The organism is Dialister sp. i34-0019-2H8 (genome assembly GCF_042846925.1).
In the GTDB taxonomy this organism is placed as follows: domain Bacteria; phylum Bacillota; class Negativicutes; order Veillonellales; family Dialisteraceae; genus Dialister.
In genome coordinates this window covers 2,304,735-2,325,446 of the sequence record NZ_BAABYQ010000001.1, presented here as the reverse complement: position 1 = coordinate 2,325,446, position 20,712 = coordinate 2,304,735, and the positions used below count along the sequence as shown (strand labels likewise).

At 52.0% G+C, this 20,712-nt stretch carries 19 protein-coding genes and 1 pseudogene; 15 read left to right on the top strand and 5 right to left on the bottom strand.

The annotated features are described in order from the left end of the window. Window positions 1-385 precede the first annotated feature (385 nt). From queD to folE, 3 genes are read left to right on the top strand one after another with little or no spacing between them, the layout of a single operon-like run. Window positions 386-718, top strand: a complete 333-nt coding sequence (gene queD, locus ACGG9R_RS10135) for a 6-carboxytetrahydropterin synthase QueD (protein WP_390154670.1) — start codon at window positions 386-388, stop codon at window positions 716-718. After that, window positions 705-1,394, top strand: coding sequence for a putative 7-carboxy-7-deazaguanine synthase QueE (gene queE, locus ACGG9R_RS10130; RefSeq protein ID WP_390154667.1), 690 nt, complete (start codon window positions 705-707; stop codon window positions 1,392-1,394). The genes queD and queE overlap by 14 nt, the downstream gene beginning before the upstream one ends. Next, window positions 1,394-1,960: a GTP cyclohydrolase I FolE gene (gene folE, locus ACGG9R_RS10125; protein WP_390154664.1), complete on the top strand. Its 567-nt coding sequence runs from the start codon at window positions 1,394-1,396 to the stop codon at window positions 1,958-1,960. The genes queE and folE overlap by 1 nt, the downstream gene beginning before the upstream one ends. A gap of 460 nt (window positions 1,961-2,420) precedes the next feature. Here the strand turns inward: folE and ACGG9R_RS10120 are convergent, their stop codons facing one another. Together ACGG9R_RS10120 and ACGG9R_RS10115 are read right to left on the bottom strand one after the other, a co-directional pair. Next, window positions 2,421-3,194, bottom strand: coding sequence for a hypothetical protein (locus tag ACGG9R_RS10120; RefSeq protein WP_390154661.1), 774 nt, complete (start codon window positions 3,192-3,194; stop codon window positions 2,421-2,423). Window positions 3,195-4,690: 1,496 nt separating this feature from the next. Further along, on the bottom strand, window positions 4,691-5,428 hold the full coding sequence (locus tag ACGG9R_RS10115; RefSeq protein ID WP_390154658.1) for a hypothetical protein: 738 nt from the start codon (window positions 5,426-5,428) through the stop codon (window positions 4,691-4,693). Between the two features lie 256 nt (window positions 5,429-5,684). Here ACGG9R_RS10115 and ACGG9R_RS10110 point away from each other — a divergent pair, with 256 nt between their 5' ends. The 4 genes from ACGG9R_RS10110 to ACGG9R_RS10095 all read left to right on the top strand — a co-directional run bounded on the left by ACGG9R_RS10110 (window position 5,685) and on the right by ACGG9R_RS10095 (window position 7,985). Continuing rightward, on the top strand, window positions 5,685-5,939 hold the full coding sequence (locus tag ACGG9R_RS10110; RefSeq protein WP_390154655.1) for a hypothetical protein: 255 nt from the start codon (window positions 5,685-5,687) through the stop codon (window positions 5,937-5,939). A gap of 492 nt (window positions 5,940-6,431) precedes the next feature. After that, a complete protein-coding gene (locus ACGG9R_RS10105) occupies window positions 6,432-7,331 on the top strand; it encodes a pseudouridine synthase (RefSeq protein ID WP_390154652.1) in 900 nt (299 codons plus the stop codon). A gap of 212 nt (window positions 7,332-7,543) precedes the next feature. After that, entirely contained in the window at window positions 7,544-7,672 is a 129-nt protein-coding gene (locus ACGG9R_RS10100) for a hypothetical protein (protein ID WP_390154648.1), read from the top strand. 184 nt (window positions 7,673-7,856) lie between these two features. Beyond that, entirely contained in the window at window positions 7,857-7,985 is a 129-nt protein-coding gene (locus ACGG9R_RS10095; protein ID WP_390154645.1) for a hypothetical protein, read from the top strand. Between the two features lie 166 nt (window positions 7,986-8,151). On the opposite strand, the gene ACGG9R_RS10090 is transcribed toward ACGG9R_RS10095, so the two are convergent. Then, a complete protein-coding gene (locus tag ACGG9R_RS10090; RefSeq protein WP_390154642.1) occupies window positions 8,152-8,787 on the bottom strand; it encodes a YigZ family protein in 636 nt (211 codons plus the stop codon). A 1,130-nt stretch (window positions 8,788-9,917) separates the two neighbouring features. Then, window positions 9,918-11,249, bottom strand: a complete 1,332-nt coding sequence (locus tag ACGG9R_RS10085) for an MATE family efflux transporter (RefSeq protein ID WP_022106724.1) — start codon at window positions 11,247-11,249, stop codon at window positions 9,918-9,920. A gap of 676 nt (window positions 11,250-11,925) precedes the next feature. Between ACGG9R_RS10085 and ACGG9R_RS10080 the strand changes: the two are divergent. The 6 genes and pseudogenes from ACGG9R_RS10080 to ACGG9R_RS10055 all read left to right on the top strand — a co-directional run bounded on the left by ACGG9R_RS10080 (window position 11,926) and on the right by ACGG9R_RS10055 (window position 17,467). Beyond that, window positions 11,926-13,118, top strand: a pseudogene (locus ACGG9R_RS10080) (ISLre2 family transposase). A 149-nt stretch (window positions 13,119-13,267) separates the two neighbouring features. After that, window positions 13,268-13,849: a hypothetical protein gene (locus tag ACGG9R_RS10075; RefSeq protein ID WP_390154639.1), complete on the top strand. Its 582-nt coding sequence runs from the start codon at window positions 13,268-13,270 to the stop codon at window positions 13,847-13,849. Window positions 13,850-14,493: 644 nt separating this feature from the next. Beyond that, window positions 14,494-14,985 carry a YbaK/EbsC family protein gene (locus ACGG9R_RS10070; RefSeq protein WP_022106728.1) on the top strand — a complete coding sequence of 164 codons (492 nt, stop codon included), beginning with the start codon at window positions 14,494-14,496 and terminating at the stop codon, window positions 14,983-14,985. 51 nt (window positions 14,986-15,036) lie between these two features. Further along, the gene (locus tag ACGG9R_RS10065) at window positions 15,037-16,167 is read left to right on the top strand and encodes an aminotransferase class I/II-fold pyridoxal phosphate-dependent enzyme (RefSeq protein ID WP_022106729.1); all 1,131 of its coding nucleotides are present in this window, start codon (window positions 15,037-15,039) and stop codon (window positions 16,165-16,167) included. A 315-nt stretch (window positions 16,168-16,482) separates the two neighbouring features. Continuing rightward, window positions 16,483-17,205, top strand: a complete 723-nt coding sequence (locus ACGG9R_RS10060) for a DivIVA domain-containing protein (protein WP_022106730.1) — start codon at window positions 16,483-16,485, stop codon at window positions 17,203-17,205. 133 nt (window positions 17,206-17,338) lie between these two features. Then, window positions 17,339-17,467, top strand: a complete 129-nt coding sequence (locus ACGG9R_RS10055; protein ID WP_390154634.1) for a hypothetical protein — start codon at window positions 17,339-17,341, stop codon at window positions 17,465-17,467. Window positions 17,468-17,804: 337 nt separating this feature from the next. Here the strand turns inward: ACGG9R_RS10055 and ACGG9R_RS10050 are convergent, their stop codons facing one another. Continuing rightward, window positions 17,805-18,518: a Bax inhibitor-1/YccA family protein gene (locus ACGG9R_RS10050; RefSeq protein ID WP_022106731.1), complete on the bottom strand. Its 714-nt coding sequence runs from the start codon at window positions 18,516-18,518 to the stop codon at window positions 17,805-17,807. A 386-nt stretch (window positions 18,519-18,904) separates the two neighbouring features. Between ACGG9R_RS10050 and ACGG9R_RS10045 the strand changes: the two genes are divergently transcribed. Together ACGG9R_RS10045 and ACGG9R_RS10040 are read left to right on the top strand one after the other, a co-directional pair. Next, window positions 18,905-19,375 (top strand): hypothetical protein, encoded by a 471-nt coding sequence (locus ACGG9R_RS10045; protein ID WP_390154630.1) that lies wholly within the window; start codon window positions 18,905-18,907, stop codon window positions 19,373-19,375. A gap of 134 nt (window positions 19,376-19,509) precedes the next feature. Further along, complete coding sequence (locus ACGG9R_RS10040; protein WP_022106733.1) at window positions 19,510-19,980, top strand: MarR family winged helix-turn-helix transcriptional regulator; 471 nt, start codon at window positions 19,510-19,512, stop codon at window positions 19,978-19,980. Window positions 19,981-20,712: the final 732 nt, after the last annotated feature.

Below are 20,712 nucleotides of genomic sequence, written 5' to 3'. Positions count from 1 at the left end.
TTTTGAAAGTTCAAAATGGGAAACCTGCCATTTGCAGACCTTCGGGCATCGCCCCATATATATTTGCGGCGAAGCCGCCACCATAAGTTTGAAAGCAGAGATGGGTGGCTAGGGATTAGGGATTGGGGATTAGGAGTGACTAGTGACTGGTGACTTAAATGCCATCTTCAGGCATCGCTCTATTTATACTCCGCGGCGCTTCCATATTTTTATGCGCCGCACCACCACTCCTCACTCCTCACTCCTCACTCCTAACTCCTAACTCAAAGAAAAACTTTCACCCGCAATCAAGGGACGGCACGCCCCACGGGCTAACCCTGAACCCTGAACCCTTAAACCTATACTCACCCAATCCTATTACCCATTCATATAAGGACGACAATCTATGTTTACAGTAACGAAACGAATCGAAATATCCGGTGCGCATTTCCTGCACCTGGACTATGAAAGCAAGTGTACGAATCTCCATGGACACAACTGGATCATTACGGTCACGGTGCAGAATGACACGCTCGACCACAATGGTATGGTCGTGGATTTCTCCAAGATCAAGGAGATCGTGAACCAGTTCGACCACCATGTCATCAACGATGTCTTGGAGGGACTGAATCCGACGGCGGAGAACATCGCGAAGTGGCTTTGCGACCGCATTCCTCACTGTATCCGCGTGTCGGTGCAGGAGACGGAAGGGAATGTGGCAACGTATGAAAAAGACTGAAGCGTACCGCTATGATGACGGGCTCTTCCACGTGACGGAGATCTTCGACAGCATCGACGGCGAAGGGAAACGCACGGGCCTCATGGCGATCTTTGTGCGCCTTGCGGGCTGTAACCTGCGCTGCAGCTACTGCGATACCGCCTATTCGCTCTCGCTCACGGACACGGCTGAAGCGCTGACGGAAGAAGAGCTTCTTTCCCGCATCCATGCCTTCCCGTGGAAGAAGATCACGCTGACGGGCGGTGAGCCGATGCTCCATCCCGTTCGGCACCTGTGCGAAGTCCTTGGCAAAGAGGGCTATGAGGTGAATATCGAGACGAATGGCGCGGTGGCCCTCTTCCAAGAGCGGCCGCAGGGGACATTCTACACGATGGACTTCAAATGCGGTGGAAGCGGCATGAAGGAACGGATGCTGGAGGAAAATTTCAGGATCCTTGGGAAAGAGGATGTGCTGAAATTCGTCGTGAGCTCGCAGGCCGACATGGATGAGATGAAGGCGATCATCGCCGCGCATTTCCACAAGGGCGAAGACCCGGCCTTCTATGTGAGCCCGGTGTGGGGACGCATCGCCCCTGCCGACCTGGTGGAGTATGTCAGACGAGAGAGATTGAGTGATGTCCGGGTCCAGGTGCAGCTGCATAAGATCATCTGGGATCCAGAGAGGAGAGGCGTATAATGGTCGATCTAAAGAAATTGGAAGAAGCTGCGCGGCTCATCATCGAGGCTGTCGGCGATGATCCCACACGCGAAGGCCTCTTCGAGACCCCGAAGCGCTTTGCTGACATGATGGCGGAGCAGTTTGCTTATAATGCGGTATCCAATGAAGATATCGCCCGGGAATTTGAGAAGACCTTCGAAACGCCGGAGAGCGATATGGTCGTGGTGAAAGACATCGACATCTTTTCCCACTGCGAGCATCACATCGCACTGATGTACAATATGAAGGTCGCAGTCGGCTATATCCCGCGCGGCCGCGTCATCGGTCTTTCGAAGATCGCCCGCATCGCAGATGCTGTCTCGAAGCGTTTTCAGCTGCAAGAACGCATCGGTACGGACATCCGCGATATCATGCGTCTTGTGACACATGCCGATGACGTCATCGTATTCATTGAAGGGGAACACTCCTGCATGACCGCCCGCGGCATCAAGAAGCCGGGGACAAAGACACGGACGCTGGCGTCCTCCGGCGCTTTTAAGACGGACAGCGCGCTCAGAAAAGAATTCTTGGAAATGGTGAAATAGAAAAAGCGGAATCGTTTCGTAGAAACGGTTCCGTTTTTGTTTGGGATTTTGGAATTTTGGTGACTGGTGACTAGTGGCTGGTGACTAGGGATTAGATGATCAATCTCGCCCCTTCCTTTGGAAGGGGCAGCCGAGCGCAGCGAGGCGGGGTTGGCTGCGCTTTTGTTGGATAGTCGTTGTTGGATTCCTCTAAGCGGATTTCTCGCATACGACGTTTCCCGCAGCTCAGGATGACGACATGCGCTGCAAATTTTTATATAAAAGGGGATTGGGATGCTCGGTGTATTTTGCGCCCCTCCATCCCTGTTGAAGTTTGAAAGCAGGGATGGGTAGCCAAGGATTGGGGATTAGACATCAGGCATCAGACATCTGCCCTCCGGCCTTCGGGCATCGCCTCCTATATATGTGCGGCGAAGCCGCCACCGCCATTTCTCATTTCTAATTTCACATTTCTCTTTTTTTACTTCAGCCCCACGTTCCATCCTCCCTCGCAGAGGACGAAGAAGAGGAGCAGTGAGACGAAGATGGCGATGCAGGCAGGGAGATGGTAGCTGGTATAGAAGGGATCTTCCTCTTTCTTGACGGCCTGATAGGGCATGGCGTGCATGACCTCGTAGAACTCATCGGGAATGAGGCCTTTGCAAAAATCCGCAAGGAATTGGGCATAGCGGAGCGTTTCCTGACTGAAGAAATAAAAGATCGGCGTGTAGAGTGGTACATGATTCTTTTCTGAAAGGATGGTGAGACAGCTCGTGATGATGCTTTTCAGCCGCTGATTCCGTTCCAGCGGCTTTTCTTCCATTTGGGTCGAAACGGCATTGAAGATATTGTAGAAATGATCCATTTCCTCTGCCCGGTATCGCGTATCCAGATCCGGCGGGAGGAAGGACTGGTCGCCGACCGCACGCCCCGGGTCTGCCTCTTCCCGGAAGAAGGCAGGGAAGGCATCCTCGATCTGATGGATGCCTTCGAAAATATGAAGGAGCGGGGTGTAGTCTTTCGCATAGTCCTTCAGGATATACTTGGCGATGTAGAGGCGAAAGACGATGTAGTCTGAGAGGAAGGCGCACCAGTTGTCCCGATCACGGTCGTGCATCAGGATCTTCTTCTCCTTTACGAATTTTCGGAAGATCACGTGAAGTCCGTAGCTTCCCTGCGGCTGGCTGGTATAGGAAAAAAGCGCCCGCCGGCAGAGAGTGATGCCCATACTGGTGAGGTACTGTGAATGATCCATGGCGAGGCTCCTTTCTTGGTGGGTCAGCCCGTGGGGCGGCTCCGTCCACTGATTCTGAATGAAAACTTTGCGCGAATGAGGAATTAGGAATGAAGGTGGCGGCTTCGCCGAGATCGATGGCTCAGGTCGCAGCTGTTCTGGCATTCGTTATCTCACATACAACGTTTCTCGCCGCTCAGGATGACGAAACGGGGCGATGCCCGAAGGTTTGCGATGGTAGGTTTCGCTCGTATCGACAGCCTTCCCCTCGAGGGGAAGGTGCCCCGAAGGGGCGGATAGGGCACCGGCGGTATGAAAGAGAGCGGGGGAATGCGTCTCAAGTACGTCGTTTATGAGAGCGCCCTATCCACCGCTCCGCGTCGATTTTTGTAAACGGCGATGCCCGAAGGGGCGGATAGGGCACTGGCGGTATGAAAGAGAGTGGGGGAATGCGTCTCAAGTACGTCGTTTACGAGAGCGCCCTATCCACCGCTCTGCGGTCCCCCTTCCCCATGCGGGGAAGGCTTAGGCGGAGCGACGCTTCGCGTCGATTTTTTGTAAAGGGCGATGCCCGGAAGTAACATTCAAGTCACTAGTCACCAGTCGTTGTTTTCTCATTTGAATCTGACTTCCGAGATGTGCTATACTGTAAGAAATGGCAGGTACCATGCAGCGTGTCGTGACGCTGGTGCCTCTCCATGTATAAGGATGAGAAAGGCCGGTCACTGACAGAAGCAAGTCACTCGATGGTGGCGGCTTTTTTCATGTCAGGTAAACAGGATTACTTGAAGATGCTGACCAGAAGGGTAGCGAAAGCAATCAGAAGATACAAGATCTCAAATCTGCTCATGATACTCAGCCTCCCTCCGTATGAAATAGAGGGACACCAAGCCGCTGCAAGATACCTTTCTGTATTATAGCACAGGCGATGAGTGAAACAAGAAAAGGCGATGTGAAATAACGATCATCTCATTTTCGCATTCAATCTGCCGCGGGGGACTTGCAGCTCTCATAGGAGTGACAGGGAAACCTTATCCCAGCTGTCTTTCATGCCATAGTCACCCTATCCGCCCCTGCGGTCCCCCTTCCCCGATGGGGAAGGCTATTAAGTTAAGCGGCAGAACGTTCTTGGCTCCCCATCGGGGGAGCTGCCCGAAGGGCTGAGGGGGCTACGTAGCGGTATTGCATGAAAGTGTTGGAATATCGATAGCGTCGGACTATTCAACATAGTACGCTATACCGCTAGCATGCCCCTATTGCCTTCGGCACTTCCCCCGAAGGGGGAAGCAAGACGTTACGTAGCTAACGATTTCCTTAACTTAATAGCATTACCTAGAGGGGAAGGCTGCGATACGAGAATACCATCTTCTAAAAAAAGGCGGCGAAGCCGCCACCTGAACCCTGAACCTTGAACCCTGAACCGAATGAAAGCAAAGTAAAAAGGGGCTGTGAAGAAATGAGGATTCATTTCTTCACAGCCCCTTTTTATTTTGAGGAAATGGGGATCCCATCCCTTGTCAGGCGAACATGATGAGGAATCCGGTCATGATGCCGGCGATGAGGGTGAGGGACGGGTAGATGTGTTCATAGTTTTCACGGGAGAAGACGGAGTGGTGCGTATGGACGAGCGTCTTTCCGTGCGCCTTGTGATGGACGCTCTCCGGCGTCATTTCAGATAGACGGAGAGAGAGCGCACGCATGAAAGCCCGGGTCTCTTCCATGAGATGACGGAGCAGGGAAGGATTTGGGACGAAGTTGATCTCCTTGGCCATCGCCCAAAGAGAGCTTTCGATGGAAGAGGTGAGGCGCGCTTCGCGATCCCCCGTGACGCAGGCTTTTTCAATGGCAGCGTAGCGCTGGAACATTGTTTCCACATGCGCTTTCGTCAGCTTTTCTACATAGCAGCCAAGAAGCAGGTAGGACCCGTTCAGATCATGCTCGAGGGCGAGCATTTTGAGCGCAGAGGGCAGGGAAGACAGCGTGCCGGAAAGACCTTTCAGGATCGCATCCGTGCAGCCGAAGCCGCTCTTGTGGTGACGGATCATGCAGCGAGCAATGTAGAGACGGTACAGGGTATACTCAAAGGAGAGAGACTGTAGTGCATCCTGTTCTGCCAGAGACAATTCTTTCTGTCCTGCAAGGACGGCGCGCTCGATATCATTCACCAGCGAGCCGGTGGAAGTTTTACTGTATGTTTTCATCGCATAGTCTAAAAGTCGTGAGCCTTCATATTCCAAGTAGTCCAGATTGTTCATGGCGGATCCTCCCTTATCACAACAGGGAATGCTTTGCATGATTTCATTATAGAAGAACCTATAAATGATAGCCAATTAAAAATATTTATGATGATTTACAGTCTATCCTTTGCATCTTACCGGCGATAAGCTGCATCTTGCGGAGAGAAATAGAAGACTTTCCCGTCATTTTGCTGCCATGGTGCTTGCTTTTCCCCCGTGCCTCTAGCCAAAATCTTTGCCATCCTGTACTATAAAGAGAAATGCAGGAGGGACTATGACACCGAAAAGAATCTCAATCACCATGAAAATACAGATGACCAGAGACGGCCGCCTCTCCGCGGCGATAGAAGAAGACCGCCGGCGCGAAGTGATCACCTCATACTCACAGCTGCTCTGCGGCGCCTTTGACATCGCGGGCGAGCATGAAGCAGAAGTCATAGAGACGATGGCGCGGCTCGCGACCGGACACACCAAGGATGAGCTGAAGGAAATGGCAGAAAATGCCTCAAGCGGTGTATCATCATTATGACAGCCAATCATGGCTGCCCCGGCTTTGTGGGGTCTATCGCTTCTGCTCGCCAGCTCTCCCTAAAGGGTAATGCTATTAAGTTAAGGAAATCGTTAGCTACGTAACATCTTGCTTCCCCCTTCGGGGGAAGTGCCGAAGGCAATAGGGGCATGCTAGCGGTATAGCGTGCTATGTTGAATAGTCCGACGCTATCGATATTCCAACACTTTCATGCAATACCGCTACGTAGCCCCCTCATCTCACTTCGCTCGAAATGGCGTCTCACTGGATTTTCGCGTCGCTTCACTCCTAAAAATCCAGTTCGCTTGCACAAGCCCTTCGGGCAGCTCCCCCGATGGGGAGCCAAGAATGATTTGCCGCTTAACTTAATAGCATTAACCTAAAGGGGGCTGGCGGCATTTCGGCGCAATATAAAGAAGGGGCCATGTGCGAAAGTAGTCCCCAGTCACTAGTTACTAGTTACTAGTCCCCCCTATTTTCTTGGAGATACCTATGGAGATATTTACGATAAAAAAATCTGAAGAAGGCAAGCGCTTAGACCAGTTTCTGATGGAGCAGAAGCACTGGCCGCGCGCTTTTTTCATGAAAGCCCTTCGCACGAAGAAGATCAAAGTGAATGGCCGAAAGGAGGAGGCGGCCTTCCGTCTCTCTGCCGGCGACGAAGTCCGCTCCTTCGTGCTGGAGAAGCGCGATGCGGTGCGCCCCGTCCGCATTCTTTACGAGGATGAAAATCTTCTTGTCGTCTACAAGCCTGCCGGCCTCTTAACGCTTGATATCACGGGAAAGGAAAAGGATACCATGCTCTCGCGCGTCTCTTTCGCCCTCCTGCAGAAGGGCGGCGTGGCGGCCTATCCCGTGCATCGCATTGATTTCAATACCGAGGGACTCCTCCTTTTTGCAAAGACAGAAGAGATCCGTGATCTCCTCGGCCGTCTCATCCGTGACCGCAAGATCAGCAAGTCTTATCTTGCCATCGTCCTTGGAAAGATCGAGCCGGGACACGGGACGCTCACCCATCAGATCTTCAAGGATGCGAAAAAGAATCAGGTCTTCGTCACGGACGAACCTGTGAAGGGATCGAGGACGGCCATCACCGAGTACGAACGTCTCGCGTACAGGAGCGGTCTTTCGCTCGTGAAGTGCCACCTCATCACCGGCCGTACCCATCAGATCCGCAGTCAGATGGCGTATGTCGGGCATCCGCTTTTGGGCGATGACAAGTACGGCGTGAAGACGACGAACCGCAGCTACAAGGAAAAACGCCAGCTTCTCTGCTCGGCGGAGATCTCCTGCGACTTCGGGAAAGAGGCCGGGCCCCTCTCCTACCTCGCCGGCACCCGGTGGAGCGTGGGGAACGTGGGATTTGTGAAGAAATACTTCGGGGGACAGTGATGGGCATTTCTTCCTGATTGCCTTTTACGGTACACTTTAAAATAAATATATGGTAACGCACAAGACGGATGAATTGTGGATGGATTCATCCGCTTTTTTCATGCTATGATACAAGCAGAACGAAATGTATCTTATCTGCACGAGCGTATCATAGCAGGATGCCTGTGCGGTCATACAGAGAGTGTATGGTAAAGGATAGAGAGGTGGAGATCATGGAAAAATTATATGAAGCATTCCTGGATAACTGGGAAAAGCACGCACCGGATTTTTTACTCTTCTTATGGGGGTCAGGGATCTTCAAGCTCCCTGGCAGCGGAAACGAGCCTTTCGGCATGGAGTAAGCAAAAAAGCTCGATGAAAGACAGGGGATCTTTCATCGGGCTTTTTTATTGGAGAGGTCTTTTGCCATACCGTTTCCCTAAAAAAGCGAGAACTGAATCGCCTTGGGAAATCAAAATGAGTTGAGAGTTGAGAGTTTAGAAAAGGAGTTTGGGGCGATCCAGCTCTCTGTATATAGGATACCAAATGGACAGGACAGATGATGTCATTGTAGAAAAATCTTTGAAAAATTTTCAAAATATTTTCATAGATGCGATCCCTTCTCCGTATCATCAGCGTTTCCCTGGTATGAAACAACCGGTATTCGCGGAGTGACAGACTTTCCCTTCCCCCCTCACGTGCATATACACCGTTTCACTGCCGATGAAAAAGATTTCTCGCTATCGCTCGAAATGACAGGCGAAGAAGGTGGATCACCACACATCGTCTTTCATACCGTTCCCCAGCGACTAGTCCCTAGCCACTAGTTACCAGTCCCCAGTCACCACACTCTCACCTTCACATACTCCTCCCCGTCCTCTTCGATGACGGCTTTCCCGCCTGTGAGGTCTGTCAGGAATTTGAGATGCGTCTTCGCCTCTTCGGGAAGGGTGAGGAAGGTCACCTGCACCTCGTCTGTGAAGGCACGGTCCAGGACGCGGATATCCTTGTCTTTGATGTAATTTTCAAAGCCGCCGATCGCGGTGTAGGGGAGGGTCACGGTATAGCGGGCATACGGCGTATAGGTGACGATGGGCGCCGCCTTCACGGCATCGGAGAGTGCGCCGCTGTAGGCCCTTGTGAGGCCGCCCGCACCGAGCTTGATGCCGCCGAAGTAGCGGGTGACGACCGCGAGTACATTCGTGAGCTTTCGCATCTGGAGCACATGGAGCATGGGGTGTCCCGCCGTGCCCTGCGGCTCGCCGTCATCGCCCGATTTCTCAAGGATGCGCTCCGCATTGATGCGCCATGCGTAGCAGTTGTGCGTGGCGTCCTTGTATTTCTTTCTGAGATCAGCGAGTGCCTGCTGTGCTTCTTCTTCCGAGTTGACAGGCAGGATGTGCGTGATAAAGATCGATTTCTTGATTTCCATGTCCTGCCGATAGAGCTCGGCTGGCGCAGTGTAAGGGATAAGCATAATGGGTCCTCGTAGGTGTAAATGGTCAGGGATGGGATCGGAGATCAAAATGATACCGGGTCTATTGTACCAAAAAACGACCCGGACACCAAATGCTTCACAAAAAAACGATAGCGGAGAGCTATCGTTGAAAGGGTTCAGGGTTCAGGGTTCAGGGGTCAGGGTTCTATAGGTTCTATAGGTTCAGCGGGGAGGTGCGGCGCATTTCGTCATCCTGAGCGGAGAAAAACGTCGTATGTTAAAAAATGGCTTATCTGAAACAGGAGAACTGAGTCGAAGGATCTAAGTGCCTCGATTATTTATGGGGCGATGCCCGAAGGTCTCTTGATAGCAGGTTTCTCGTTTTTGGGACTCCACACATCGACCACTGAACCGCGAATGACAAGGATTTCTCGCTTCGCTCGCAATGACGATATGGGGGAGGAGACCTTGCGAAGGGTCAGCGTTTTTACATGACTGTTGTGTAGCCCCTTGAAGAAGGGGCGCGCCGAAGGCGGAGGATAGATCTGCCCCGCAGGGGCAGCCTTCTACGTGAAGGAATGAAAGGGAATGTGAGATCGCCCGTTCTCTCGTTTCGTCATCCCGTGCGGAGCCGAGGGTCTTTTACGTCGTAGCGGTACTCTGTACTTATGAGGTAATGATAAAATCGCCTAGGTGCTTCGGTTGCTCCTCATCTGGCGCTCGTCGCTTGACCGTTGTGCAAGGAAGATTTCTCGCTTCGCTCGAAATGACGATATGGGAGAGGAGACCTTGCGAAGGGTCAGTGTTTTTACATGACTGTTGTGTAGCCCCTTGAAGAAGGAGCGCGCCGAAGGCGGAGGATAGATCTGCCCCGCAGGGGCAGTCTTCTACGTGATGGAATGAAAGGAAATGTGAGATCGTCCGTTCTCTCGTATCGTCATCCCGAGCGTAGCCGAGGGTCTTTTACGTCGTAGCGGTACTCTGTACTTATGAGGTAATGATAAAATCGCCTAGGTGCTTCGGTTGCTCCTCATCTGGCGCTCGTCGCTTGACCGTTGTGCAAGGAAGATTTCTCACTTCGCTCGCAATGACGATACGGGAGTCTGATGTCTCCTAGTCTTTTAGTCTCTTAGTCTCTTAGTCTCTTAGTCTCTTGTCATTCCCACTCCTTAAGCCCCTGCGACGAGAGCCCGCCAGCCTTTGCGTTCAAGGCGGTAGAGCAGGACGGTCGCGCAGGAAGCACGTATGATCTGATCGAGGAGGAGCGCGCACCAGCAGCCGATGAGACCAAGGTCCAAAACATAGATGAAGAAGGCGGTCATGAGCGGACGCAAGAAGGTGATGGAGAGGAAAGAGTAGCCGGCCACCTGTGCAGCCTTGCCCGATCCGCGCAGGATGCCTGCGGAGAGGATCGCGTGTGCTTCCGGGAAGCTCACGGCTGCGACGAAGAGCATGATGACAGAGGCGATCTCCAGCGAGGCGGCGTCATCCGAGAACAGAGCGAAAATGTCAGAGCCGAAGAAGAGGATCGCCGCGCATACGATGGCCGAGAGGATGAGGCTCCACTTGATGCCGCATCTCTTGTAGCCGCGCCAGTCCTCCTCACTGCCCTTGCCGCAGGACTGCCCTGCCATGACCATGCTCGCCTTGCCGAAGCCCATGATGAAGTCATAGTATACGTCAGAGATGTTCATGCAGATGCTGTGTACGGCGAAGGGGATCGTGCCGAGCCCTGCCGCCATGCGACTAAAGAGCACCATGCCCACGCGCTCACTGCCCTGCTCCGAAAGGATGCTTAGAATAATCGGCATCATGCGGTGGAAATAGGCACGGTCGGGAAGGTAGCTCCCGCCGGAGAAGAACGATTCATTTTTGAGGATCCATGTAGTCCATGCGAGGGTGAAGATCGTACTTACCAGCGTACCGATGGCTGCGCCCGTCACGCCGAGGGAGGGGATCGGGCCGAATCCGAAGATCAAGAGTGCATTCAGCGCAAGGTTCACCACATTGCCGCAGACATTCGTCTTCATGATGACGCTTGTGCGTCCGTAGCCCAGCTGCACCGCCTGCAGGATGAGCGTGAGCGAGGTCACGTAGACGGCGGCAAGCGCGATGGGGCCATATGCCATGGCTTCTGCCATGTATTCGTCATTCGCGCCCATGAGATAGAAGATGTCATCCAGAAAAATGTAGAAAAGGATGTGCAGAAGACCCATGAAGATCGCGCAGAGCGTGAGCGACTTCTTCATGATATCCGACGTGCCGTTCGTGTCGCCGGCGCCCGCTTTTTGGGAAACGAGCAGTGTCACCGAGGAGGCGAGAGAACGGGAGAAGCAGAGCAGGATGAGACGCGGCTGCATGAAGATGCTGACCGCTGCGATGGACAAAGCTCCCAGTGCGCCGACCATGATGAGGTCGGTCGAAGCGAGGAGGATCATGAAGAGCCCTTCCAGTGCGGCAGGAAGGGCGATCTTGAAGTAGTTTCTGTCGTAGGTATGCATGAGAGTTCCTGTGGGATTTTTTGGAGTAAAAACCTTTTTGATTAAAAATTCTTTTATATTCTATATAAAGAAACGGCGGAAAGCAAGGAAAAGAGCGTGAAAAATTGCTTAGGTACGCCGAACTTTAAAAATTCAAGTGGGGATCAGTGGCTAGTGACGAAGAATTAGCAGCTGGGGATGAGGAATTAGACTAGGAGACATCAGACGCCAGACATCTGACTTCTATCCTCCAGCCTTCGGGCATTGCCCTTTATAATAATCGAAGCGAAGCGTCGCTTCGACTAAGCCTTCCCCGCATGGAGAAGGGGGACCGCAGAGCGCCTGCGGGTGCTTTCATAAATCGCCCGCTTGAGACGTTCTTTTCCACTCTCTTTCATACCGCCAGTGTCCTATCCGCCCCTTCGGGGCACCTTCCCCTCGAGGGGAAGACTATTCATGACAAGCGGCGAAGCCGCCACCTGAACCCTCTGAACCTGTAGAACCGCTGAACCTCTTTTGTAAACAATCAAGGGTCAGCACGTTCCCGGGGCAAACCCTGAACCCTTACCCCTGTTCTTAGTGTAAAATTTTACTTGGTAGGGAAATTTTTCCAGAAACAATAAAAGAGGAAAGCCTCCCTTTGAGTGGAAATGTTATAATTTCCGTGCACAAATAAAACAAAGAAAGGGCTTTCCTCATGGATATTATAACAAAAACTGGAGAAATTTGGAGTGAAAATGCAATTGGTGCAGTCATTTCTCTCATTAAGGAATCTGATGACTCTATCGAGGCTGAAAGGAAGCTAACTCATTGGCTCACTGAAATGAACTGTCAGCTTATAGCTATGGCCCTGGCGCGTATTGACACTGAGCTGTATCAGATTTACAAGGTACAGGGGTGGAGTGTGGCACGCCGGGACTCTAGGACGATTTGCTGCCGCTATGGAGAGCTGACCTATACCCGAAGACTTCTGCAGAAAGAAGGGAAGAGCTTCTATCCCCTACAGCCGGAGATTATAGCGATTGAAGGGGATGGAATCATCCTCAAGAACAAGAAAAAGGCGACGTTTCGGAGGTGCATCGCCTCCAGGTATACGAGGGAGTCAGGAAAAATGGCAACAGGACAGAACTGGTAGGACTTCGCTGTTTTGCGTCCACCAGCAGGAAAGAACTTTTTGCAATGGCAGCAAGCTATCTGCATGGGCACTATGACCTGTCTAAGACCACGGTGCTATCGAATGGGGATGGAGGGGCCGGGTACCAGTTTCAGGACTTTGAGCAAATGGTAGAAGGCTACCTGGATCACCAGCACTTCCGCGACTGCTATCATGTACATGAAAAGATCCGGACCCGGCTCAGCTTCTGCAAGAGGGAACTGGTAGACCGTATTATCCGAGAGCTTCACCAGACCGACGATATTATGAAACGGATTCCCGTATGGATGGACACTGCCCGGAGCTGCGCCCGAACAGAGGCGGATTTGGAGGAGGTAGACAAACAGCAGAGCTATCTGGAAAGAAATGCTCCCTATATCCCAAGCCTGAGCCAGCGCGGCATCCATACAGAAATCCACTTGGGTACTGCAGAAACGAATCACCGGTTCTACAGCTATCGCATGAAACGGCAGGGGCGGAGCTGGTCCAGCGAAGGAATGGAGTACATGGTCTGGGTACTGACCGCCCGGAAGAATAAGACGCTTACGCAAGCCCTCTTGTACCATGCTAATGGGAAGAGCTACAAAAAGATGGATAGAGCCATGCACAAAGCCGTGGTGCAGGCAGAGCGCAGAATGAGAAACTATAGGCCAGGATGCCTGGAAGGGCGTATAGGCGTTTATGGAGCTTCTTCTTCCCCCATGGGAAGACTTGCCAGAGCGATACAGAAATACTGATTAAACCGAAGCCACGAAGATAGTAATTATCGACAGTCAAATGAATTACCGAGGAAAACTTGACACTTACCTGCGGGCTCTCTCTCCCCTTGCTGATTTCCCCTTTGCCCCTTATAATAGAAAGAACAACTCAGCAAAGGAGACATATCATGGAAGGATCCACCAGCAGTATCATCTTTATCGCTCTCATCACGACGCTTCTCGTCGTATTCAATTACCGCACCATGCGCTTCAAGAAAAATGTGGCGGACATCGTGCAGCAGATCCTTGCACATAACAAGCGGGATAGGATGCTTCGGAATCAGGAGTTCGTCCACTACTTCCTTTCGAGCGGAAATATCTGGCTCGCGCACATGGATGCGGACTTCAGAAAGACTGTCATGGTGCAGACCGGCGTCTCGGTGCTCTCTATCGTGGGCGGGCTTGCGCTCATCGCGGCCTGCGTCTTCTGCGAAGTGCATCCGCTTGCGATCTACCCTGTAGCGATGCTCGTCTTTGCATGGAAGGTGGGATTCTCCTTCGAGACCATTTCCAAGGATGAGAAGGTAAATGCGCGCCGTGCGATGGAAAACTATAAGAAACAGTATCCGAATGATCCTACGGTGAAGCAGAATAAGTGCTTGGACAAGTCTCCGGCCTGGTACATGACAGCGAAGAAGCTGGCAAAGACCGGCAGTCTCGGCCGCGGCAAGGCGGAAGCGAAGACGGTCGTTAAAAAAGGAAAGAAATAAAAAAGGGAGCTGTGCAGCGCACAGCTCTTTGTTGTAAATGAAGCGGGAAGGGTCAGCCCATGGGGGTAATGCTGCCCCTTGATTGGGGGGTGAAAGCTTTGCTCAAATGAAAAATTAGAAATGAGAAATTAGAAATGGTGGTGCGGCGCATAAAAACAGGGAAGCGCCGCGAATATTTATGGGGCGATGCCGGAAGGTCTTTTGATAGCAGGTTTCCCTCGTATCGTCAGCCTTCCCCTCGAGGGGAAGGTGCCCCGAAGGGGCGGATAGGGTACTGGCGGTATGAAAGAGAGCGGGAAATGCGTCTCAAGTGCGTCGTTTATCGGACTGCAAGAAAGATTTCTCGCTTCGCTCGAAATGACGATGCGAGAGAGCCACCAGTCCCTAGTCCCTAGTATAGCGATTTGCTAACTTTTGGACTTAGTGAGATGTGAAAAGTGCTGGAAGGGGCACACCATTCATGTAGTGCCCCAATACCCCATTATATAAACTCTGCGGCGCTTCCTCATTTTATGCGCCGTACCTTCACTCCTAACTCCTCACTCCTAACTCCTCACTTGATTCGGAATTTGACTTAAATGCCAGTTATTTAGAAAACGCAATACCAGTCATTAGTTACCATTGATACGAAAGAAGTGCATACGATGTCCTTTGAAAAAGTAAAAGAATATTTTGAGACCCTCGGCATGGGGGATCGCTGTATGGATCTTGAGGAGTCATCGGCAACGGTGGCGCTGGCGGCGCAGGCACTCGGGACGGAGGAGGCGCGCATCGCGAAAACGATGTCCTTCCTCTTGGATGACAAGCCGCTCATCATCGTCGTGGCGGGAGATGCCAGGGTGGATAATCACAAATTCAAGATGAGCTTTCACAAGAAGGCGAAGATGATCCCCGGCGCCGATTGTGAGAAGTACATCGGCCACCGCCCCGGCGGTGTGTGTCCCTTCTGCCTGCCGGAGGGCGTGCCTGTCTATCTGGATGTGTCCCTGAAACGCTTCGATATCGTTTATCCGGCGGCAGGCACGGACCATAGTGCGGTGAAGCTCAGCCTTCCGGAGCTGGAAAGGGCATCCGCTTCGCAGGGCTGGGTGGATGTATGCAAGAATTGGGAGAGTGAAGAGGGGGAACGGGGTTAACCCTGAACCCAACCTCATCTCTATTCACTCATATTTTTACGGAGTATCCCTATGATCGTTTCACAGTTCGGCGTCGAAAGCTGGATGGACCAGTACGAAGAAGGCGCCAAGTACAATATCACGGACACCTGTGCGAAGCCTCTCTCGCTCGCAGAGCTTTTTTCGCTGGCGGGCGAGGATCGCACAGATTTTATGGATCGCTTTTTTGAAAGAGAGCAGACATACGGCACCATCTTCGGCTCGGAGAAGGTCAAGAAGGAGATCAGCCGTCTCTATACGAGTATCTGCCCGGAGGAGATCCTGACGGAGCATGGTGCGACGGGTGGGAACCAGCACATCTTCTTCTCCCTTATCCGCCCGGGGGACCGTGTGATCGCATTCTCTCCGAGCTATCAGCAGTTTTACTCGGCACCGGAAGCGCTCGGGGCGGAGGTGACGGTGCTGCGCCTTCGAAGAGAGAACGGTTATCTGCCGGACCTTGATGAGCTTTCGCAGGCAGCGGCGCGCGGCGTGCGCATGATCTGCCTCAACAATCCGAACAATCCGACGGGCACTCTGATCCCATCGGACATGATGAAGGACATCGTCGCCATCGCGCGTCAGAGCGGTGCATACCTTTTCTGCGATGAGGTGTACAGCGGCGTTTCCATCGACGGAGCTCTCTCTCCCTCCGTTTGCGACCTTTATGAGAAGGGGATCGCGACCGGATCAATGTCGAAGGCCTTTTCGCTGGCAGGGCTTCGTCTCGGCTGGCTTGCAACCCATGACCGGCAGGCGCTCGCCCAGTTTCGCCGCGTGCGGGACTATGACCTTGTGAGCTGCGGGCTCTTCGATGAGGAGATCGCGGCGCTCGCCTTGGCGCACAAAGAAAAGATCCTCGCGAGAAACCGCGCCATTCTGGCAGCCAATCTTCCCATTCTGGATGACTGGGTGAAGGGGGAGCCGCATGTCTCTTACGTGAGACCGACTGCCGGTACCATGGCACTTGTGCATTACGATCTTCCCATCGGCTCGCGCGATCTCTGCCGTCGCATGTATGAGGAGACAGGCGCCTTCTGCGTCCCCGGCGACTGCTTCGATGAACCATTCTCTTTCCGTGTCGGCTACGGCCATGAGGCGGACGTACTGAGAAAAGGGCTGGATGCGGTGAGTGAATTTATCAGGCGCGTGACCAGGGACTAGTAGCTAGTAGCTAGTGACTAGTGACTAGGAGACAGGGAGACATCAGACTTCCGCTTCGTCATTTCGAGTGAAGCGAGAAATCTTTTTTGCTTGCGGTTAGGGACTCACGCTTTCCCCACATGTGCCGCGCTGTTCCGCTTTCCTCATCTGTCTTTCATGCCGCCAGTGCCCTATCCGCCCCTTCGGGGCACCTTCCCCTCGAGGGGAAGGCTATTAAGTTCGGCGTTTCCTTAACATACGACGTTTTTCCCCGCTCCTTGCCTAAATAGCGCAAAGCAAGTACAATAGAAGAAAGTTCCCCAAGGAGGCAAAGCTATGATTACACCAATGGACATTCATAATAAAACTTTCTCCAAAGGCCTGCGCGGCTACAGCGAGGAAGAGGTCAATGATTTCCTGCGCCAGATCGTCACTGATTACGAGCAGATCTATCGTGAGCATCGCGAGATGGAAGAAGAAATGGACCAGATGAAATTGAAGCTCTCCAACTATGAGAGGATCTCGGATACCATGACGGCGACGCTCCAGCTTGCCAAGGATACCGCTGAGAACGTCAAGAAGAATGCGAAGAGAAATGCGGATATCCTGATCTCCAATGCCAAGATGGAAGGAGACAGACAGGTGAAGGACGCGGAGGACTATCGCCGCCGCCTGGCTGAGACCATGATTCATACGGAAGGAAATATGAAGAACTACGTGAGCAAGATCCGAAAGGATCTGGAGCTTGCGCTGGCATCCATCGATGCGCTGGAAAATCTGAAGGCTCCCATCGTCCCTGGCTATGCCTATCCGGCTGTCGAGCCGGAGGAGGAAACGCTGAAGACCGAGGAAGCGCCGAAGACTGAGGAGGTGTCTTCCGAAGCTGCCCAAGAAGAGACAGCGGCAGAAGAGACAGTGGCAGAAGAAGCGGTATCCGAAGAGCCTGCCGCAGAAGAGAGCGGAGCAGGGAAGGAAGAGCCTTCCGCAGAGGAAGCACCGGCAGCAGAGGAAGCCGCTTTGACAGAGGAAAAGCCGGAAGAAGAGAAAGAGGCGAAATGACGGGGATGGCGTGACCGGTGATTTCCACCGCAGTGCCAACCTTCCCCGTTACATATCCCCTTTTCGCGCTGTACTATATGCATATTCATTGGAACGAGAAAGAAGCCATTGGCGCCACTGTGCCGATGGCTTTTTGCGTTTGATGCGACAGAGAAGCCGCTGTGATATCTTCATGGCGGCTTTTTGTGATGGAAAAGAAAGCGGCAGCGGCCGCACGCTGGAGCCGAAGGCGGGTGATATCGACTTTTACAAATTGCAATAAAAAAGACGATGTGAAATAACGATCATCTCATTTTCGCGTTTAATCTGCCGCGGGGGACTTGCAGCTCTCATAGGAGTGACCGGGAAACCTTATCCCAGCTGTCTTTCATGCCATGGTCACCCTATCCGCCCCTTCGGGGCACCTTCCCCTAGAGGGGAAGGCTGCGATACGAGAATACCATCTTCTAAAAAAAAAGGCGGCGAAGCCGCCACCTGAACCCTGAACCAAAATGAGGGCAAAGTAAAAAGGAGCTGTGAAGAAATGAGGATTCATTTCTTCACAGCCCTTTTGTCATCCTGCAAGATGATCTCTGAGAGAAGTCTGATGCCCTAGGCGGTTACTTTTTCTCTCCGAAGATCCGGAGCATGTAGATGAAGAGATTGATGAAGTCGAGGTAGAGGGTGAGCGCGCAGAGGATGGCGAGCTTCACACCTTCATCGGTGGTATTCGTGTTGTTGGCAAAAGCGATCTCGCGGATGCGCTTCGTATCATAAGCGGTGAGGCCGACGAAGATCAGGATGCCTGCGTAGGCGAGGATCATTTCCAGGAAAGAGTTATCAAGGAAAAGATTCACCACGGTAGCGATGATGAGTCCGAAAAGCCCCATGAGGCACAGATTGCCCATCTTCGAAAGGTCAGTCTTCGTGAGGTAGCCATAGGCAGACATGACAGCGAAGGTGCCTGCGGTGATGAAGAAGACGCTCGCGATAGAGGTCATGGTGTAAACAAGGAAAATGGAGGCCATCATCGCACCGTTCAGGACGGCATAGATGATGTACATGGCGGCCGCTTTTTTGAGAGACATGCGGGCAACCGCAGAAGAAAGGTGCCATACGAGGGCGACCGTCGCGATGAGGAGCGCCCACATCGTGAATTTACCGGCGAAGACCAGAGAAAGCAGCATCGGGCTGCCTGCTACGGTGTAAGCGGTGAAGCCGGTGATGGCAAGGGCAATAGCGACCCAGAGATAGATGTCTTTCATGAGGCCGGGCATATTGATGGAGAGGGATTTCTCCCGCTCCCAGGCCATGTCGTTGTTGAACGAGTTCATAGGAAATCTCCTTTCAAAAAATAGGATCATCGGGAATCCGATGGAATATTCACTCCTGTTATTATTATAGCATATATCAATTGGGGGATATAGAAACAATTGAGCAGCCGATGGCCGGTGGCACCTTCCCATGGCCGGAGAGCTCCTTATCCGGGAAAGAGGACCGTCCAGTTTTCCATCCTCTTCGTGAGAGGATGAGGGGCTGCACTTTTGCAAGAGGGATCCTCTGAAATATTCCTGATAGATTTTTTCTATAGCGACTTATGAAAAACAGGAATATCTCCGATACTATGTAGGTATCTATGGAATTTGACATGGCAGGCGGTGGGCTATCCGAAAAGCGGTCATTGGTTTATAATATAGATACAAACTTTTGAAATTTGTTTATGAAATATTTAGAGGGGGTTGGCGTGGAGAGAAAGAAACGACTTGCCTTTCTTCTGGCGCTTCTCCTGCTGCCGGAGGCCGTTTTCGCAGCTGCAGGGGGAAACGATCTTGCGATGGGGAATGCCGTAGAGTATCAGTATTCGTCCCATATCACAGGCGACCGATGGATGCATGATGAGACGACGCTCTATTTCAATGATGGCTTCGGCCGGCTGATCGAGTTCCATTTGACGGTGGAACACCAGATGACGGAGCTTTCCATTCGTCAGAATGGCTGCGTGGTCTGGCGGGGACACCTTCCCGGGGCTGACCGCTTTTCCGTGGTACGTGAGGAGTCGATGGGAGAGGTCTATTTCCTGATCTCATCCGGAGAGAAGGAGTACCGCGCGGGCATCGACAGGGATGATCGATGGAGCGTCTCCGAGTGCAGGAAAACGGTCACACAGGACAAGAGCCCTCTTCCGGTGTGATCATTCCGAATCAGCATATTATATATAATTTCTAATGTGACTGAGGGTTGAAAATAGTGTATAATATATAAAAATATGGTTCGTGAAATTCAGGTATTCGTTTATCTGTTTTAGACAGCGGCAAGGTGAGGGGTATGAAGAGACAGATCCATTTAAAACCGGAAGATTTAAATAAGAGCGACAAGCTGGGGCTGACCTACAATCTGGGTCAGGCGCATAAGAGAATGCTCCTCAAGCAGTCCGGTATCATGCAGAAGTTTGGCTTGACTGCGCGCCAGTCTCTGATCATAGCCTATCTTTCTACTCACAAGAAGGATCTGGTCACACAGAAGACGCTGGAAGAACATCTGCATCTGACGAATCCCACCATTACAGTCATGGTGAAGTCCATGATCGACAAGGGTCTTGTGCGTAAGGAGCGTGTGCCGGAAGATGCGAGGAAGTACCGTCTCTTCCTGACTGAAAAAGCCAAGCAGGTCGAACAGGCGAGCCGTCAGGCGGCCAAGGATCTGGACAAGACATTCTACGAAGGCGTATCGGAAAGCGATATGCGCATCTTCAAAGGGGTCTTAGGGCAGATCATGAGAAATCTGGATATGATCTAAACGTAAAGATGCTTCGAAAGGAGCATCTTTTTTAGTATAATACATGTTGTTTAGAGATATTCGTAAGTGGTTTGAGGGTTAGCCCGTGGGGTGGGCTGCCTTTTGATTAGGTGTGAAAGCGTCGCTTGAATTAGAAATGAGAAATGCGAAATGCGAAATGGTGGTGCGGCGCCAGATCCTTCGACTCAGTTCTCACTGCTTTGCCTTTACATGATCGAACATCCGACATTTCACTCCGCTCAGGATGACGAAATGCGCCGCGAAGCATAAATAATGGCGATGCCATGAGCTGGCATGCCAGTCACTAGTCACCAGTCACTTGCGACACCTAATCCCTAGCTACTCATCCCTGCTTTCAAACTTTTTGGGGTATCCCTTTCTCGTATCGTCATCCCGAGCGTAGCCGAGGGATCTTTCTAGGGAAACACTGATTCAATCGTTGTCAGATTTTACTCTTGAATCTTTATGCATAGCAAGGAATAACCTGACGAGAATAGCGAGCTATTTAAGGAAGGGTATGACGAAGCTATGTATAAAAATTCTTGTAAAATCTGACTCTGCGATTGAATCAGCGTTTCCCTTGCACTGCGGTCAGTATCGCATAGGCACTGGCAGGGAACCGACGCCTTGCTGCTATGTATTCCTACTTTCACACATGAATCGTTTATCGGTCTACAAGAAAGATTTCTCGACTTCGCTCGAAATGACGATACGTGTTTCCTGCATCCTAAA

Coding starts and splice junctions, on each gene's coding strand:
- ACGG9R_RS10120 (WP_390154661.1), bottom strand. CDS start 3,194: ATGGATCATTCACAGTACCTCACCAGTATGGGCATCACTCTCTGCCGG.
- ACGG9R_RS10040 (WP_022106733.1), top strand. CDS start 19,510: ATGAAGAGACAGATCCATTTAAAACCGGAAGATTTAAATAAGAGCGAC.
- ACGG9R_RS10075 (WP_390154639.1), top strand. CDS start 13,268: ATGGAAGGATCCACCAGCAGTATCATCTTTATCGCTCTCATCACGACG.
- queD (WP_390154670.1), top strand. CDS start 386: ATGTTTACAGTAACGAAACGAATCGAAATATCCGGTGCGCATTTCCTG.
- ACGG9R_RS10060 (WP_022106730.1), top strand. CDS start 16,483: ATGATTACACCAATGGACATTCATAATAAAACTTTCTCCAAAGGCCTG.
- folE (WP_390154664.1), top strand. CDS start 1,394: ATGGTCGATCTAAAGAAATTGGAAGAAGCTGCGCGGCTCATCATCGAG.
- ACGG9R_RS10085 (WP_022106724.1), bottom strand. CDS start 11,249: ATGCATACCTACGACAGAAACTACTTCAAGATCGCCCTTCCTGCCGCA.
- ACGG9R_RS10065 (WP_022106729.1), top strand. CDS start 15,037: ATGATCGTTTCACAGTTCGGCGTCGAAAGCTGGATGGACCAGTACGAA.
- ACGG9R_RS10070 (WP_022106728.1), top strand. CDS start 14,494: ATGTCCTTTGAAAAAGTAAAAGAATATTTTGAGACCCTCGGCATGGGG.
- ACGG9R_RS10090 (WP_390154642.1), bottom strand. CDS start 8,787: ATGCTTATCCCTTACACTGCGCCAGCCGAGCTCTATCGGCAGGACATG.
- ACGG9R_RS10045 (WP_390154630.1), top strand. CDS start 18,905: ATGAAATATTTAGAGGGGGTTGGCGTGGAGAGAAAGAAACGACTTGCC.
- ACGG9R_RS10050 (WP_022106731.1), bottom strand. CDS start 18,518: ATGAACTCGTTCAACAACGACATGGCCTGGGAGCGGGAGAAATCCCTC.
- ACGG9R_RS10110 (WP_390154655.1), top strand. CDS start 5,685: ATGACACCGAAAAGAATCTCAATCACCATGAAAATACAGATGACCAGA.
- ACGG9R_RS10095 (WP_390154645.1), top strand. CDS start 7,857: ATGGACAGGACAGATGATGTCATTGTAGAAAAATCTTTGAAAAATTTT.
- ACGG9R_RS10115 (WP_390154658.1), bottom strand. CDS start 5,428: ATGAACAATCTGGACTACTTGGAATATGAAGGCTCACGACTTTTAGAC.
- ACGG9R_RS10100 (WP_390154648.1), top strand. CDS start 7,544: ATGGAAAAATTATATGAAGCATTCCTGGATAACTGGGAAAAGCACGCA.
- ACGG9R_RS10105 (WP_390154652.1), top strand. CDS start 6,432: ATGGAGATATTTACGATAAAAAAATCTGAAGAAGGCAAGCGCTTAGAC.
- queE (WP_390154667.1), top strand. CDS start 705: ATGAAAAAGACTGAAGCGTACCGCTATGATGACGGGCTCTTCCACGTG.